We start from the raw sequence: 13,605 nt of genomic DNA on the forward strand, positions 1-13,605 counted from the left end.
CGGGCGGTTACAGCGATTCCGGCGGGCCGGCCGTCACGCGGCGACGGGGCGGCGGCGGCTCCGCGCCTCGTAGACGAGGGTGCCGGCGACCACGAGGGCGACCACGACGCCGTAGACCAGCGACGTCCCCCGCAGGCCCTGCGTGGTGATGGACACCCCGGCGACCAGCGCCGGGATGCTGAAGGCCAGGTAGCTGACCACGTAGATCGCCGAGATCAGCGCGGCCCGCTCGTGCGGCGCGGCGAGCTGGCTGACCATCCGGAAGGCGCCCAGGTAGGCCGGCCCCCATCCGACGCCGGCCACGACCGCCGCCGCGACGAAGACGCTCAGCGAGGACGTCGCCACGGCGGCGACCAGCAGGATCGTGCCGAGGAGGAGCAGCAGCGTGCCCTCTCGCTGCATGCGCTCCGGGGTGTGCCGCCTGAGCAGCACGGACGCGAGCGCCGAGGACGCGGCGAGCGCGCCGAGCACGAGGCCGGTCACCGCGTGGTCGCGCTCGCCGAACACCGTGGCGAGCAGCGAGCCCCCGACGGAGAGGATCAGCCCGCCGAGCATCCAGGTGGAGATCAGGACGGGCGCCGCGCGCAGGAACGCGCTCCTCGCCGGCGCGGGGACGGACACCTTCGGGCGCAGCGCGGCCACGGCCCCGGGCGTACGCGTGACCGTCTCCGGCAGCACCGCCGTCGCCGCGGCGAGGACGGCGAACGCCGCGGTGAGGATCACGAAGATCAGCCGGGTCGGCTGCGGCGCGTACTGGATCAGGACGCCGCTCCCGATCGTGCCGAGACCGAGGCCTCCGGTGGCCGCCGCGCCGTTGACGAGCGAGCCCAGCCGCGAGCCGTCGTCCGGTTGCAGGTCGAGCAGGTACGCGCCGACCACCCCCACTGCGGCGCCGGTCGCCAGGCCTTGGACGACACGGGCGGCGAAGAGGGCGGCGACGCCGTGCGCCCCGAGGAAGACGGCCATCGCGGCCGCCTCGACGACCAGCGCCGCGGCGAGGACCGGGCGGCGGCCGAGGAAGTCGGAGAGCCGTCCCACGGTGAGCAGGCTGACCAGCAACGCCAGCACGTAGACGGAGAAGATCGCCGTCAGCGTGAGGGCGTTGAAGCCGAATTCGGCCTGGTACACGGGGTAGAGGGGGCTCGGCGCGCTGGAGGCGGCCAGCAGGATGGCGGTGGTGCCCGCCACCAGCCAGAAGGCCGCCGCGCGCGGCAGCACCGGAAGGCGGCGCCGTTCCGGCGCCGGGGTGCCGAGGGATGGTGATCCGTGCAGCAGACTTGTCATCGTGGGCTCCAACCTGCCTACTGTTCGATTTGTATCGAACTGTTGGAACCACACCGTCACGCCGATAGTTCCAAGAAGGTCGAACTGTGAGCAACGCCACAACGCGCCGGCTCCCGCATCCCGAGCTGAAGGACGTCGAGCTTCCCGCCGTCCTGTTCGCGCTCAGCGACCCGGCCCGGCTCGACCTCGTACGGCAGCTCGCGGCGCAGGGGCCGCTGACGGTGGCGCAGTGCCAGGCGACGGAGCCCGGCGTGCCAAAGTCGACCTTCTCCCATCACCTGAAGACGCTGCGTGAAGCCGGGCTGATCCGCAACGATCCGGCCGGTCGCCAGCGCATCGTCACCCTGCGCAAGGCGGAGGTCGACGAACGCTTCCCGGCCCTGCTGGACGCCGTCCTGTCGTCGTCCCCCGCACACCCCCCCGAGTAGGACGGGCCGCGCGCCAAGCCGCATGCGCCCTCGGCAGGGTCCGGCGCTACTCGTCGGGGTCGGCGATCTCGATCACATGCAGGGGGTTGTCCAGGGCGCGAGACGGCTGGTGCCACTTGTCGCCGCGCAGGGTGAGGATGGGACAGACCGACACGTCGGCGATGGCCGCGGCGTGCGCGTCATAGACGTCGAGCCCGGTGACGGCGATCGTGTCGACGAGCTTGGCGGATTGGGCGATGCCCTCCAGCGGAGCGACGAGGGCGTGCTCGAACGCGGCCAGGCCGGCGAGCAGCGCCTGGCCATCCGGCGATCCGCGGCCGTCGAGGAGCGCCCCGGCGGCGGCCAGAGCGGGGACGACGAGAGGCTGGCCCGCCCGGTCGAAGCCTTGCAGGAGGCCGATCAGGTCGGCGTCTCCGCGGACCACAGTGGAAAGGACACTTGTGTCGAGGATGTACGGCGTGGGGGTGAAGTCACTCACCCGGCGCCGCCGGGAATCCGTGCTCGGCGAGCTGGCGGTTCACGTGTCGCATCATTCGGGCCACCCGCGCCGGGTCGGCCTGCCGGGCGCGTTCGCGTAGCAGGGCGAGCGCACGCTGGTCGGCGATGCGCTTTTCCGCGATCACGTCGTTGAAGACGGCGGCCACGCTGGTGGCCTTGCCGGTGGCGACGAGGTGCTCGGCGTACTCGAGTACGTCAGGGTCCACGGTGATGGTGATCCGCGCTTTCCTGTCTCCGCTCATACCCGGAATCATACTCACCGCCTCCCAGGTCGGAAGGCATTATGTGACGCTCGGTATCTCGAAGAACTCCGCGATCAGGTCGGCGGTGTTCACGTCCTGGTTCGTCCTGCCGACGATGGCGGGCGCCTTGCGGGGGCCGGGGATGGTGTGCCCGCCGCCGTGCACCGTGAGCAGCGTCACCGGTGGCCGGCCCTGCTGGCGGTAGTCGGTGCGCTCGGCGGACGTCCCATCGGCCGAGCCCGCCCGCTTCGGCAGCGTCCTGCTGACCGGCTCGTCGGTGATGCCGTTGCGGGCCGCGAAGTAGGCCGCGGTCTCCGGCGCTGACAGGCTCCGCCCGCCGATCCTGAACAGCTTCCGCACCCACCAGCTCGGCTCGCCGCCCGCGTAGCCGACGATGGGGTCCTTCGTACCGTGGACCAGCAGCACCGGCATCGGCACGGACGGCGTGTCGGCCACCAGGAAGTTCTCCGGCGCCGGCATGGTCGCCGCGAGCACCGCCGCCCCCGCGATCAGTTCCGGCGCCTCGTGGGCCAGGCGCATCGCCATCTGCCCGCCGTTGGAGTAGCCGATCGCGAACACCCGCCCCGGGTCGATCCGGTGGCTCGCCACCAGCTTCTCTGTCACCGCGCGGGTGAAGCCGACGTCGTCGATGTTCTCCCTGCGGGCCGGAAACCGGCTCGCCCGGCGCGCGTCGTTCCAGTTGCCCCTGTGGCCGTCCAGGTAGACGACCACCGCCGCGCCGCCGTCCGCCAGCGCGTCGAACGCCTTCCCGGTGAACTTCCGGTGCTTGGCCCCGGTCTGCCGCGACCCGTGGAAGACGAGAACCAGATCACGTGACGGCCTGCCGTCCTCCGGCCCCACCACGGTGTACGTACGCGGCCTGCCGCCCACCTCGACGCTGTCCCGCATCACTGTCCGTCCCCTCCCGTTCAGCCGAAGAAGTCGACGAGGGTGCGGGCGGTCCACTCCGGGACCTCCTCCGGCAGGAAGTGGCCCGCACCCGGCGCCACCACACCGGTCACGTCGACGGCGACCTTCCGCATGACCTGCTCGACCGCCTCGCCCGAGGCCCGCTCGCCGCCGGCGGCCAGCACCGGGACGGTCAGCGGCCCCGCCGCCGCCAGGGCGGCGATCTGGGCCACTCCTTCTCCGGCCCGGTAGAACTCGAAGCTCGCGTGCAGCGCCGCCGGATCGCGCAGCGCCTCGACGTAGACCTCCACCGCGTGCGGCGGAATCGCGTCCGGGGTGGCCGCCTTCGAGGCGAACTGGTGCCCGAAGTAGATCTCCTCCCGCCCGGCCACCATCCGCTCGTTGACGTCCCGCAGGCGGTTGAAGACGAAGTGCCAGAGGTACTCGTTCAGCGCCGGTTCCATCAGCAGCGGCGGCATCGGGGAGAGCCCCGGCAGGATCGCCTCCGCGACGGCGAGCCGGGTAACCCGGTCGCGATGACCGGCGGCGAGCGCGTACCCGACGATCATGCCCAGGTCGTGGCCGGCGACGGCGAAGCGCTCGTGGCCGAGGCCGGTCATCAGGGCGGCCATGTCCCCCGCGAGGGTGGCCGTGTCGTAGCCGGTGGCGGGCTTGCCGCTGGCTCCGACCCCGCGCACGTCGGCGGCGACGACCGTGAAGTGCTCGGCGAGGGCGGGCATCACCAGACGCCAGCCGTACCAGAACTGCGGCCACGCGGGGAGCAGCAACAACGCCGGGCCGGTCCCGCCGGTCACGGCGTGCAGGGTGAGCCCGCCCACGTCGACGGTGCGGCTGGTGAAGGTGTCGGTGAAGCCGTCCGGCAGGTGCGGAACGCCGGTCACGGTGAAAGGCACAGGGATCTCCCGGGGAGAATGGTCCGCCAAAACGGATGACTCATCCGTTTCACTGTAGCACGAATCGGATGGGCTATCCGGTTATGCTTGGGGCATGCCCGCCGCTCCGCTCCGCAAGGACGCCGCCCGCAACTGGCAACGCATCGTCGAGGTGGGCCGCCGGCTCGTGGACGAGGGAACGCCGATCCAGCTCAACGACGTGGCGCGGGCCGCCTCTGTCGGGGTGGCCACGGTCTACCGGCACTTCCCCACGCCGGAGGCGCTGCTCGAAACCGTCGCCACCCCCGGGCTCGAAGCCCTGGTCGCGCACGCCGAGCGGGCGCTGTCCGGCGGCGATCCCTGGACGACGCTGCGCGACTTCCTGTTCGCGGCCGCCGACGCCCAGATCACCGACGCGTCGATCTCCCCGGTGTTCGCCGCACCGGTGAACGCCCTTCCGCACGTCGGCGAGTTGAAGGAACGGCTCGCCGTGCTGTTCGGGAAGCTCCTCGACCAGGCTCGCGCGGCCGGCGTGATCGACCCGGGCGTGACCCAGGCCGACATGGTGCCGCTGATGTGCGGGGTGGCCTTCGCGGCGACCGTCCACCCGGCCACCGGCACCGAGGACCGCGCGGCGACCGCCCGCCGCTACCTCACCTTCCTCCTCGAAGGTCTCCGCACCCGCGCATGATCAGCCCCGTCCGGATCATCCGAGGAGGAGACGCATGAATGCGGTTGTCGTACGTCGTCTCGGCGGCGAGGACTGGCGTACCTGGCGTCGTCTCCGGCTGGCGGCACTCGCCGACGCGCCCGCCATCTTCCACGGGGACCCCGAAGAGGAACGGGCCTACGACGAGGCGCGGTGGCGCGCGTGGACCGAGGACGGTGTCAAGGTGGCCGCGTTCGACGCCGACGTGCCGGTCGGTGTCGCCGCGGGCCGGACCTCGACGGACCGGACCGGGGCCGTGGAGCTCTTCGGCATGTGGGTGCGTCCCGAGGCCAGAGGTGGCCGGATCGCCGAGCGCCTGGCGCTGGAAGTGGTCGCTTGGGCCCGGGAGACGGGACACTCCCTGGTTGAGCTGTGGGTCATCGGCGGCAACGATTCCGCCGAACGGGTGTACCGGCGGCTCGGATTCGAGCGCACGGGCGCGTACGAAGTCCATCCGCACGACCCGGGCCTGCGCAAGTACGTCATGACCAGGGGAACCCGGACTCACCGGTGAGGCGGGGCGGCCGCCGGTCCGAAGAGGCGGTCGAGGTGGTAGCCGACGATCGCGGCGGCGGCCTCGTGGCTGCGTTGCCGGCTGAGGACGCTGGAGGTCAGGCCGTTGGCGAGCGCCAGGAGGGCGGCGACCTCCGTGCGCGGGTCGCGGTCAGGGGTGATGTCCCCGGCCTGCTGCGCGGTGGCGAGCCGGGTGGTGAGGAAGTCTTCCAGGGCGTTGGGCAGCGTGAGCCCGGTCGCGGCGAGGGCCGGGTCGGTGAGGGCGGCGGTGTAGTAGGCGGTCCAGGCCAGGGAGTCCAGCCGGCTCTGCTCGTCGGAGGGAAGGATCGCGCCGAGCACGGCGGCGAAGAGATCTCGCGTGGACGGCCCGCCCGTGGTGGCCGCGGCCCGCTGCCGGACCCGGCGGTCCATGCGGGAGCCCAGCTCGGCGAGGCCGGAGTCGAGCAGGGCCTGCTTGTTCGTGAAGTAGTACTGGACGACGCGCAGCGAGACACCGGCCTCGGCGGCGATCTCACGCATCGACACGGCCTGCAGGCCGCGGGTGCCGGCGATGCGCAGCAGCGCCTCGGTCAACCGCCGCCGCCGCTCGTCGTGGTCCACCTGTTTCGGCATGCGGTTTCCTAGCCCCCGTCCGTGCCGTGCTTCGGCGTCGCGTTCTCGGCCCGGACATGGCCGGCGAAGGCGAGGATCCGCTCGACGACCAGGTCCGGTGCCTCGACGGGCAGCGCGTGCCCGGTGCCGGGCACGATCTCCACCCGCCAGGACGGCGCGACGCCGGCCAGCCGCGCGGCCACCGCCTCCGCGTCGAGCAGCGCGCTGCGGGCGCCCAGCAGCACCTGCACGGGTACGGCCACCTCGCGTATCTGCTCGTCGGTGTAGGCGGGCGGGACGGGCGCACGCCGGCGGAAGGACCAGCCGGCCCGCATCAGCTCCACCAGCCCATCCTCACGCAGTACCCCGTTGTCCACCACGCCGGCCATGCGGTGTCGCGACGTGCGAGGAAGGGTGGAGGCGACGGCCCCGGCAAGGGCCCACTTGATGAACCGCCTGGGCAACGGCGCGAAGCCGCCCGGGTCCACCAGTGTCAGCGCCGCGACCCGGCCGCCCCCGCCGCGCTGCTGTTCCACCGCGGTCCAGCCGCCGTACGAGGAACCCACCACATGCGCGCGCTCGGCTCCGACTGCGGACAGCACGTCGGTGACCCAGCCGCCGACCTCGGCGCCGGTCGCGAGCGGCCGCGTCTGGACCGAGCGGCCGGGTTCGCCGAGCGGGTCGACGGCGAGGACCGGGCGCGTGCGCGCCAGCGGCTCGATGTAGCGGTACCAGGCCAGTGCGTTCCCGCCGGCGCCGGCCAGGAGAACCACGGGATCCCCCGTCGCGGGCCCGGCCCGGAGGATCCGCACCCGGCCGGCGCGGGTCTCGACGTCGGCGGCGTCCACCGGCACCGGCCAGAGCTCGCCGAGCACCCGGTCGTAGACGGCGTGGTACCTGTCACGCGCGGAGTCGCCGGTGAAGGCCGACGGCCGGTCGGGTGTACGCATCGTGCACCTCGTCCCCTCTGAATGGATACAGTCGTATCCTAACGCGCACTCGGCAGAACCGGATGCCGGATAGGGGCGTCCTATGGGGTGTGCGGACGCGGATTCGATGCGTGACGGCGGCGCTGGCCGCGATGACGCTGGCGGCGTGCGGGTCGACTCTGCCCCGCGATCTCGAGACCTGGAACGAGGCCGACGCCATGGGTGGCGAACCCGCCGCGGAGGAGCGCCCGTCGCCCTCCTGCCTGGCGGGTTCGCCGACGCCTCGGCCGGACGGCGCGGAAGGTGGAAAGAGCGGCGGAGAGTGGCGGGGGGCCTACTACGACTACCGCGACCGCCTCGCGGGCCTGGCCGTCACCCGCGAGAAGACCGTCTGGGTGGCCGGCACCCGGGTGCCCGACGCCTGCGGGCCCGAGACGAGAGCGCCGCTGCTGCTGCGGGGAGACGGCGGACGGTGGCGGGAGGTCGCGACTCCACCGGTGGCCGAGCCGCGTGCCGTGGCCGCCGCCTCCGACCGCGACGTGTGGCTGTTCGGGGACGATGCCGCCGCCCGCTGGGACGGGCGGAGGTGGACCACGGTGCCCGGCCTGGGCTGGAGACCGGAGCGGGTGCACGCGGCGGCTCCCGGCGACGTGTGGGCGGTCGTGAAGGCCAACTTTCTGGACGGAGCCGGGGGAGCTGAGATCGAGGGGTCCTGGAGCTCCCGGGCCGATCTGCGGCGCTGGGACGGCACGGCCTGGCGTACGGTACGGCCGCCGCTGGTCGCGAAAGACGTGGACGGCCTGCCCGGCGGTGAGGTCTGGGTGGCCGGTTCGAGCCGTGGCCGGGCGGCCGTCGCCCGGTGGAACGGCTGGTCCTGGAGCACGGTCCCGCTCCCCCCGGTTCCCGCGCTGCATCGGAACCAGCTCTCCGAGCTCGTGGACCTCGCGGTGGACGAGTCGGGCCGGATGGCGGCCGTCGGCTGGGTCGCGTGGGTCTGCGGCACCGAGGAGGAGGACGTGACCTTCTGTGGCAGCACGCTTCTCCTGCGGCGGGAGAACGGACGGTGGAGCTACAGCCTGATGTCCGACCCCGAGCTCGACCCCCACCTGCGGCTGGAGGCCGACGGCCGGGGCGGGTTCTGGCTGTTCTACGCGAAGAACGAGTGGAACACGGCGGTCCGTCACCTGTCGGGCGGCGAGTGGACGCAAGGGACGTTTCCGGTCGGCCCGCTCGGGCACACCCGCCTGGCGTCCGTCGTCAGGGAACCGGGGACGGCGCGCATCTGGGTGGTGGCGGCGGACGACACCGAGCGTGAGGAGCCGCCGTACCGGGGGAGCGGGATCTGGGTGGCCGGATGACCGGCCGGTGACCGCAGCTCGGGCGTGAGAGGCGGGTGTGGCGAACGCCTCCCGAAACGGACAGCCGAAGGCGCCGTGCCGACTTGCGTTCGGCCTCCTGTGAACGTATGTTCGAAGTAGCGGCGATTCTGCCCGAATCATCCGCCCGTCTTCCCCCGGGTGGCCACGAAGCCACAGGGAGAAGGAGTCTTGAGCAGACTTTACGGCGATCCGATCGAGGTGTGGGTGCGGGACGGGCAGCCTGTGCAGTTCGTCTGGCGTGACCGGCTCTACACCGTCCGCGAAATCCAGGATCACTGGGTGGTCGCCCGGGAATGGTGGAAGACCTCGGACGCCGATCCCGGGGAGCGGCGCTTCTGGCGGGTGGGGGCGGCGGCCGGCAAGGAGGTGGGGACCTATGAGCTGCGCTTCGACACCGCGAGCGACGGCTGGCTCCTCCTGAGGGCCTGGGATTGATGGGCCTGGGATTGATGGGCCTGGAATCGATGGGCCGGGGACCAATGGGGCAGGGACCGATGGGAACGCTCCAGGGGCCGCCCTTCGCTCACCTGCACGTGGCGTCGGCCTTCTCGCTGCGGTACGGCACCGCGTTCCCCGGCGCCCTCGTCCGGCGGGCCGCCGAGCAGGGCGCGGACACGCTGGCGCTGACCGACCGCGACGGCCTCTACGGCGTGATCAAGCACGTCCGGGCGTGCCACGAGCGAGGCGTCCGCCCGATCGCCGGCGTGGACCTCGCTCTCGGCGCGGGCCCGCCGACGGCGGGCGGCTCCACCCCGCTCGCGGCCGAAGGGCCGTTCCCGGGCGGGTCCTCGGGCGGAGGGCCGTTCCCGGGCGATGGGCTGTTCCCGGCGCCGGGCCGGCGTGCCGTACGGAGGACGCCGGGCGAGCCGGCGCGGGTCGTCGTGCTCGCGCGCGCCGACGGCTGGGCCGCGCTGTGCCGTCTCGTCACCGCCGCGCACGCGGCGGGGGAGCGCGGCGAGCCGTACGTCACGCCGGGGATGATCGCCGAGCACGCGACCGGCCCGGACGGCGGGCCGCGCCTGACCGTGCTGCTCGGGCCCCGCTCCGGCTTCGGCCGCGCGGTGGCCGAGCGGCGGGACGACCAGGCCCGCGCCCTGCTGGCCGCCTGGCGCGCGGTGCTCCCCGATCTGGTCGTCGAGGTCTCCGACCTGTACGGCTACCGCGACGCGAACGTCGCCGCCCGCATGGTCGGGCTGGCCGACTCGATGGGCGTGCCGGTCGTGCTGACCAACGCGGTCCGCTACCTGGACGCCGCCGACCACCAGGTGGGCAACGTGCTCGACGCCGCGCGCAAGCTCGTGCCCCTCGACGGGCGGCACATCGACGACCCCACGGCCCACGCGTACCTGAAGGACGGCGCGGAGATGGCGCGGGTGGCGGCGCGGATCTGCGGCGGCGACCCCGGCCGGGCCGGGCGGCTGCTGGCCGAGACGCGCCGGGTGGCCGAGCGCTGCGTGCTCGACCCCGTCGAGATCGTGCCCATGCTCGAACCCGAGCGGCCCCGGCTGCACCTGCCGGAGGTCGGCGAGGACCCGATCCCCCGGCTGCGCCGCCGGTGCGAGGAGGGGCTGGCCCGGCGGGGCCTGGACCGCTCGGCGGAGGCCCGCGACCGCCTGGCGGCCGAGCTGGGGATCATCGAACGGAAGCGGCTGTCGGGATACTTCACCGCGGTCGTCGGCATCACCGACATGATCCGGGCGATGGGCGTGCGGTGCGCGATCCGCGGTTCGGGAGCCGGCAGCCTGGTCAACTACCTGATCGGCGTCGGCGAGGTGAACCCGCTCGAACACGGCCTGCTGATGGAGCGCTTCCTGTCCGAGGGCCGTCCGGGCCTGCCCGACATCGACCTCGACGTGGAGTCCGCCCGCCGCCTCGACTGCTACCGCGCGATCCTCGGCCGGTTCGGCGAGGACCGGGTGGCCTGCGTGTCGATGATGGAGACCTACCGCGCCCGCAGCGCGATCAGGGACGTCGGGGCGGCCATGGGCCTGCCGCCGCACGAGATCGACGTCATCGCCAAGGCGTTCCCACAGGTGCGGGCGAGGCAGATCAGGGCCGCGCTGTCCGACCTGCCCGAGTTGCGGGACAGCGGGCTGAACGACCGGTCGCTCCAGGCCGTGTTCCGGCTGGCCGAGCGGCTCGACGGGCTGCCCCGGCACATCGCGCTGCACCCCTGCGGCGTGCTGATCGGCAACTCCACGCTGCGCGACCGCACCCCGGTCGAGCGCAGCCTGCTGGAGTTCCCGATGTCGCAGTTCGACAAGGACGACGTCGAGGACGCGGGCCTGCTCAAGCTCGACGTGCTCGGCGTGCGCATGCAGTCGGCGCTCGCCTACGCGATCCAGGAGGTCGAACGGGTCGAGGGCCGGCGGATCGACCTGGAGGCCGTGCCCCGCGACGACCGCGACACCTACGACATGATCCGCCTCAGCCGTACGATCGGCTGCTTCCAGATCGAGTCGCCGGGGCAGCGCGAGCTGGTCGCCAAGCTGGAGCCGCGCACGATGCACGACCTGATCGTGGACATCTCGCTGTTCCGCCCGGGACCGGTCAACTCCGACATGGTCACGCCGTACCTGGAGACCCGGCACGGCTTCAGGGAGGCGCGTTACCCGCACGAGTCGCTGCGCGAGGCGCTCCGGGAGACCAACGGGGTGGTCGTCTTCCACGAGCAGGTCATGAAGGTCATCGACGTCATGACCGGGGCGGGGCTGGCGGAGGCGGACCGGGCCCGCCGCGCCCTCGGGACGCCGGAGGGCCGCGAGGCCGTGCGGGCGTGGTTCGTGCCGCTCGCCCGGGAGAAGGGGTACGCCTCCGACGTCGTCGAGCAGGCGTGGAGGGTGCTCGACGCGTTCGGCGGGTTCGGGTTCTGCAAGGCGCACGCGGCGGCGTTCGCGCTGCCCACCTACCAGTCGGCCTGGCTCAAGCGGCACCACACCGCCGCGTTCCTCGCGGGCGTGCTCACCCACGACCCCGGCATGTACCCGAGCCGGGTGATCCTCGACGAGGCCCGCCAGTGCGGCGTGGACGTCCTGCCCCTCGACGTGAACCATTCCGGGAAGACCTGGCTGGTCGAGCGTACGGAACCGGTGCGGGACGGTGCCGGGGGGTTCGGCGACGGGTACGGCCTGCGGGTGCCGTTCTCGGTCGTGCGGGGGGTGAGCGAGGCCGAGGTGGACCGCATGGTCGCCGGCCGGCCGTACACCTCGCTCGCGGACTTCTGGGAACGGGCCCGGCCCTCCCGGCCGGTCGCCGAGCGGATCGTGGAGGTCGGCGGGTTCGACGCGCTGCACGGCCTGCGCCCGGGGGAGCCGCGCTGGCGGCCCGGACGGCTGACCAGGCGCGACCTGATCGCCCAGGTCGGCGCGCTCGACCGCGGCGCCACCGGCGCGGCGGGGCAGCTGCCGATGGGGTTCACCGAGCGGGTCGCGCCCGGCGAGCTGCCGGAGATGACCGAGGCCGAGGCCGTCGAGGCGGAGCTGGCGATCCTCGGCATGGACGTCAGCCACCACGTCATGGACTTCTACCACGACCTGCTCGACGCGCTCGGCGTGACAAGGGCGGCCGACCTGCTGCGGCAGCGCAACGGCGCGGAGATCCTGGTCGCGGGGGTCAAGGTCGCCACCCAGACGCCCGCCGTGCGCTCGGGCCAGCGGGTCATCTTCACCACCCTGGACGACTCCACCGGCCCGATCGACCTGACCTTCTTCGAGTCGGTGCAGGCGCACACGGCCGCGACGGTGTTCGGGTCGTGGCTGCTGGCCGCCAGGGGAGTGGTGCGGCGCACCGGGATCAGGGCCGTCTCGCTGCGCGCCGTGCACTGCTGGAACCTCGCCGACCTCGACCACGTGTGGCGCACCCGGGGGCTCGACGCCGTACGCGCCGTGCTCGCCGAGGTGCCCGTGCCGGGCGCCGGAGTGGGCGGGCGGCCCATCGAGTACGGCAACGGCTTCCGGGTGTCGCCCTACTCCGACAACGGGGCCCCGCCCGCCGCGCGGGAGGGACGGCTCCCCGGCCATCCGGGGGAGCCCCAGCGGCGGCTCTGGCACGCCAGTTCCGGCAGTTCGGGCCCTCCGCCCGGCCGCTGACGGGACGCGCCGTCGGCACGCCGCGCGCCGGCGCCGTCCATCGCACTGTCCATCGCACTGTCCATCGCGCCGTCCATCGCGTCGTCCATTGTTCGGTCCGCCGCACCGTCCATCGTGCGGTCCGCCGCGCTGTACGCCAGGTGCTCCATCGTGCTGTGCGCCGGGCGCTCCCTGGTGCTGTGCGGCGCGCCGCTCGGCGTGGCGATCGTTCCGCCCGGTCCTCCCAAGGGCGTTCCGCCGAGTCCTCCCAAGGGCGCTCCGGCCGGGTTGAGGCGAACCGGGAAGCGGGTGGCGCTCCGCCTGTCGCGCCCGCGGCCGGCCACGCCCGTGTGCCGGTCGGTGACCTCGCGGACGGCGGCGCCGCAGAGGATGGCCGCGATGGTCACCGCGGCGACCTGCGGCAGGCCGAGACCGGTCAGCCCGTCCCGCGCCGGGCCCGCGAACACCAGGCCGAGCGCGGCCAGCCAGCTCAGCCACCAGCAGGCGAGCGTCGCCCGCCACCGCACGCGGTCGTCCGCCCCACCACCCGGCGCCCCGGTCGCCCCGGTCGCCCCGGTCGCCCTGGCCGCCCTGGCCGCTTCGGGCTGCGAGGGCGCGCGGCGCCCGTACGCAGGGTGGTTGCCGTCCCCGGCCGTACGCCGTGGGCGTCCCGGACCTCCGCGCGCGGGCGCCGGTGTCTCACGCCACGCCAGGTCGGCGAGGATCGGCGGCATCACCAGGTTGATCCCGGGCACGAGACAGGCCACCGTGAGCACCGCGGGCGGTGTGCCCGGCCGTACGAGCCGCAGCCAGGACAGGTAGGCGCACGCGGCGGCCACGGTCGCGGTCAGCAGCACCAGGACCAGCACGGCGAACGCCGTCGCCGCGCCGCTGACGGCCCGCGCGGCGGGAGAGGCGGGGTCGCCGCCGAATGCCGCGATCTGGGCGGCCAGCCGCCTGCCCCTGGCCTGCTCGAACACGGCCAGCGCGGTCAGCGAGACGACCTGGGCGGCGAGGCCCGCGTACACGCCGGCGGCCGCCCGGCTCACCGGTGACGACGTGGACCCCATCTGGTTCTCCCCTCGGCGCCGCTGTGACCTGCCTCACTCTTATCCCGTCCGCGACGCCGCTAATCAGGCCCCGGCTCGTACGCCGATAGGAGA

Annotated in this window: 13 protein-coding genes; 6 read left to right on the forward strand and 7 right to left on the reverse strand. The window is 73.5% G+C overall.

Translation table 11 applies throughout. The features are described from left to right. Nucleotides 1–33: 33 nt before the first annotated feature. The gene (locus tag Mam01_RS07280; protein WP_275408912.1) at nucleotides 34–1,344 is read right to left on the reverse strand and encodes an MFS transporter; all 1,311 of its coding nucleotides are present in this window, start codon (nucleotides 1,342–1,344) and stop codon (nucleotides 34–36) included. A gap of 26 nt (nucleotides 1,345–1,370) precedes the next feature. Between Mam01_RS07280 and Mam01_RS07285 the strand changes: the two genes are divergently transcribed. Further along, the gene (locus tag Mam01_RS07285; RefSeq protein ID WP_204284616.1) at nucleotides 1,371–1,712 is read left to right on the forward strand and encodes an ArsR/SmtB family transcription factor; all 342 of its coding nucleotides are present in this window, start codon (nucleotides 1,371–1,373) and stop codon (nucleotides 1,710–1,712) included. A gap of 46 nt (nucleotides 1,713–1,758) precedes the next feature. Here Mam01_RS07285 and Mam01_RS07290 read toward each other — a convergent pair whose 3' ends face one another. Genes Mam01_RS07290 through Mam01_RS07305 form a run of 4 tightly spaced genes read right to left on the reverse strand, consistent with a single transcriptional unit; the run spans nucleotide 1,759 to nucleotide 4,275 of the window. Further along, nucleotides 1,759–2,136, reverse strand: coding sequence for a hypothetical protein (locus Mam01_RS07290; protein ID WP_204284617.1), 378 nt, complete (start codon nucleotides 2,134–2,136; stop codon nucleotides 1,759–1,761). A gap of 46 nt (nucleotides 2,137–2,182) precedes the next feature. Next, nucleotides 2,183–2,452, reverse strand: a complete 270-nt coding sequence (locus Mam01_RS07295; RefSeq protein WP_150935162.1) for a hypothetical protein — start codon at nucleotides 2,450–2,452, stop codon at nucleotides 2,183–2,185. Nucleotides 2,453–2,491: 39 nt separating this feature from the next. After that, nucleotides 2,492–3,361, reverse strand: a complete 870-nt coding sequence (locus Mam01_RS07300) for a CE1 family esterase (RefSeq protein WP_204284618.1) — start codon at nucleotides 3,359–3,361, stop codon at nucleotides 2,492–2,494. Between the two features lie 20 nt (nucleotides 3,362–3,381). Beyond that, nucleotides 3,382–4,275, reverse strand: coding sequence for an alpha/beta fold hydrolase (locus tag Mam01_RS07305; RefSeq protein WP_239101109.1), 894 nt, complete (start codon nucleotides 4,273–4,275; stop codon nucleotides 3,382–3,384). Nucleotides 4,276–4,369: 94 nt separating this feature from the next. Here Mam01_RS07305 and Mam01_RS07310 point away from each other — a divergent pair, with 94 nt between their 5' ends. After that, nucleotides 4,370–4,945: a TetR/AcrR family transcriptional regulator gene (locus Mam01_RS07310; RefSeq protein ID WP_204284620.1), complete on the forward strand. Its 576-nt coding sequence runs from the start codon at nucleotides 4,370–4,372 to the stop codon at nucleotides 4,943–4,945. A gap of 34 nt (nucleotides 4,946–4,979) precedes the next feature. Next, nucleotides 4,980–5,477, forward strand: a complete 498-nt coding sequence (locus Mam01_RS07315) for a GNAT family N-acetyltransferase (protein ID WP_204284621.1) — start codon at nucleotides 4,980–4,982, stop codon at nucleotides 5,475–5,477. Here Mam01_RS07315 and Mam01_RS07320 read toward each other — a convergent pair. Both Mam01_RS07320 and Mam01_RS07325 read right to left on the reverse strand, forming a co-directional pair. After that, a complete protein-coding gene (locus Mam01_RS07320; protein WP_204284622.1) occupies nucleotides 5,468–6,088 on the reverse strand; it encodes a TetR/AcrR family transcriptional regulator in 621 nt (206 codons plus the stop codon). The genes Mam01_RS07315 and Mam01_RS07320 overlap by 10 nt on opposite strands. An 8-nt stretch (nucleotides 6,089–6,096) precedes the next feature. Then, nucleotides 6,097–7,017, reverse strand: coding sequence for an alpha/beta fold hydrolase (locus Mam01_RS07325; RefSeq protein ID WP_204284623.1), 921 nt, complete (start codon nucleotides 7,015–7,017; stop codon nucleotides 6,097–6,099). A 110-nt stretch (nucleotides 7,018–7,127) separates the two neighbouring features. Between Mam01_RS07325 and Mam01_RS07330 the strand changes: the two genes are divergently transcribed. The 3 genes from Mam01_RS07330 (at nucleotide 7,128) to Mam01_RS07340 (ending at nucleotide 12,463) form a co-directional block, all read left to right on the forward strand. After that, the gene (locus Mam01_RS07330; RefSeq protein ID WP_204284624.1) at nucleotides 7,128–8,354 is read left to right on the forward strand and encodes a hypothetical protein; all 1,227 of its coding nucleotides are present in this window, start codon (nucleotides 7,128–7,130) and stop codon (nucleotides 8,352–8,354) included. A gap of 189 nt (nucleotides 8,355–8,543) precedes the next feature. Next, nucleotides 8,544–8,810, forward strand: a complete 267-nt coding sequence (locus Mam01_RS07335; RefSeq protein WP_150935154.1) for a DUF6504 family protein — start codon at nucleotides 8,544–8,546, stop codon at nucleotides 8,808–8,810. Between the two features lie 59 nt (nucleotides 8,811–8,869). Next, nucleotides 8,870–12,463: a DNA polymerase III subunit alpha gene (locus Mam01_RS07340; protein WP_204284625.1), complete on the forward strand. Its 3,594-nt coding sequence runs from the start codon at nucleotides 8,870–8,872 to the stop codon at nucleotides 12,461–12,463. The last annotated feature ends 1,142 nt before the right edge of the window (nucleotides 12,464–13,605 follow it).

It is taken from the genome of Microbispora amethystogenes, from assembly GCF_016863015.1.
Lineage (GTDB): Bacteria > Actinomycetota > Actinomycetes > Streptosporangiales > Streptosporangiaceae > Microbispora > Microbispora amethystogenes.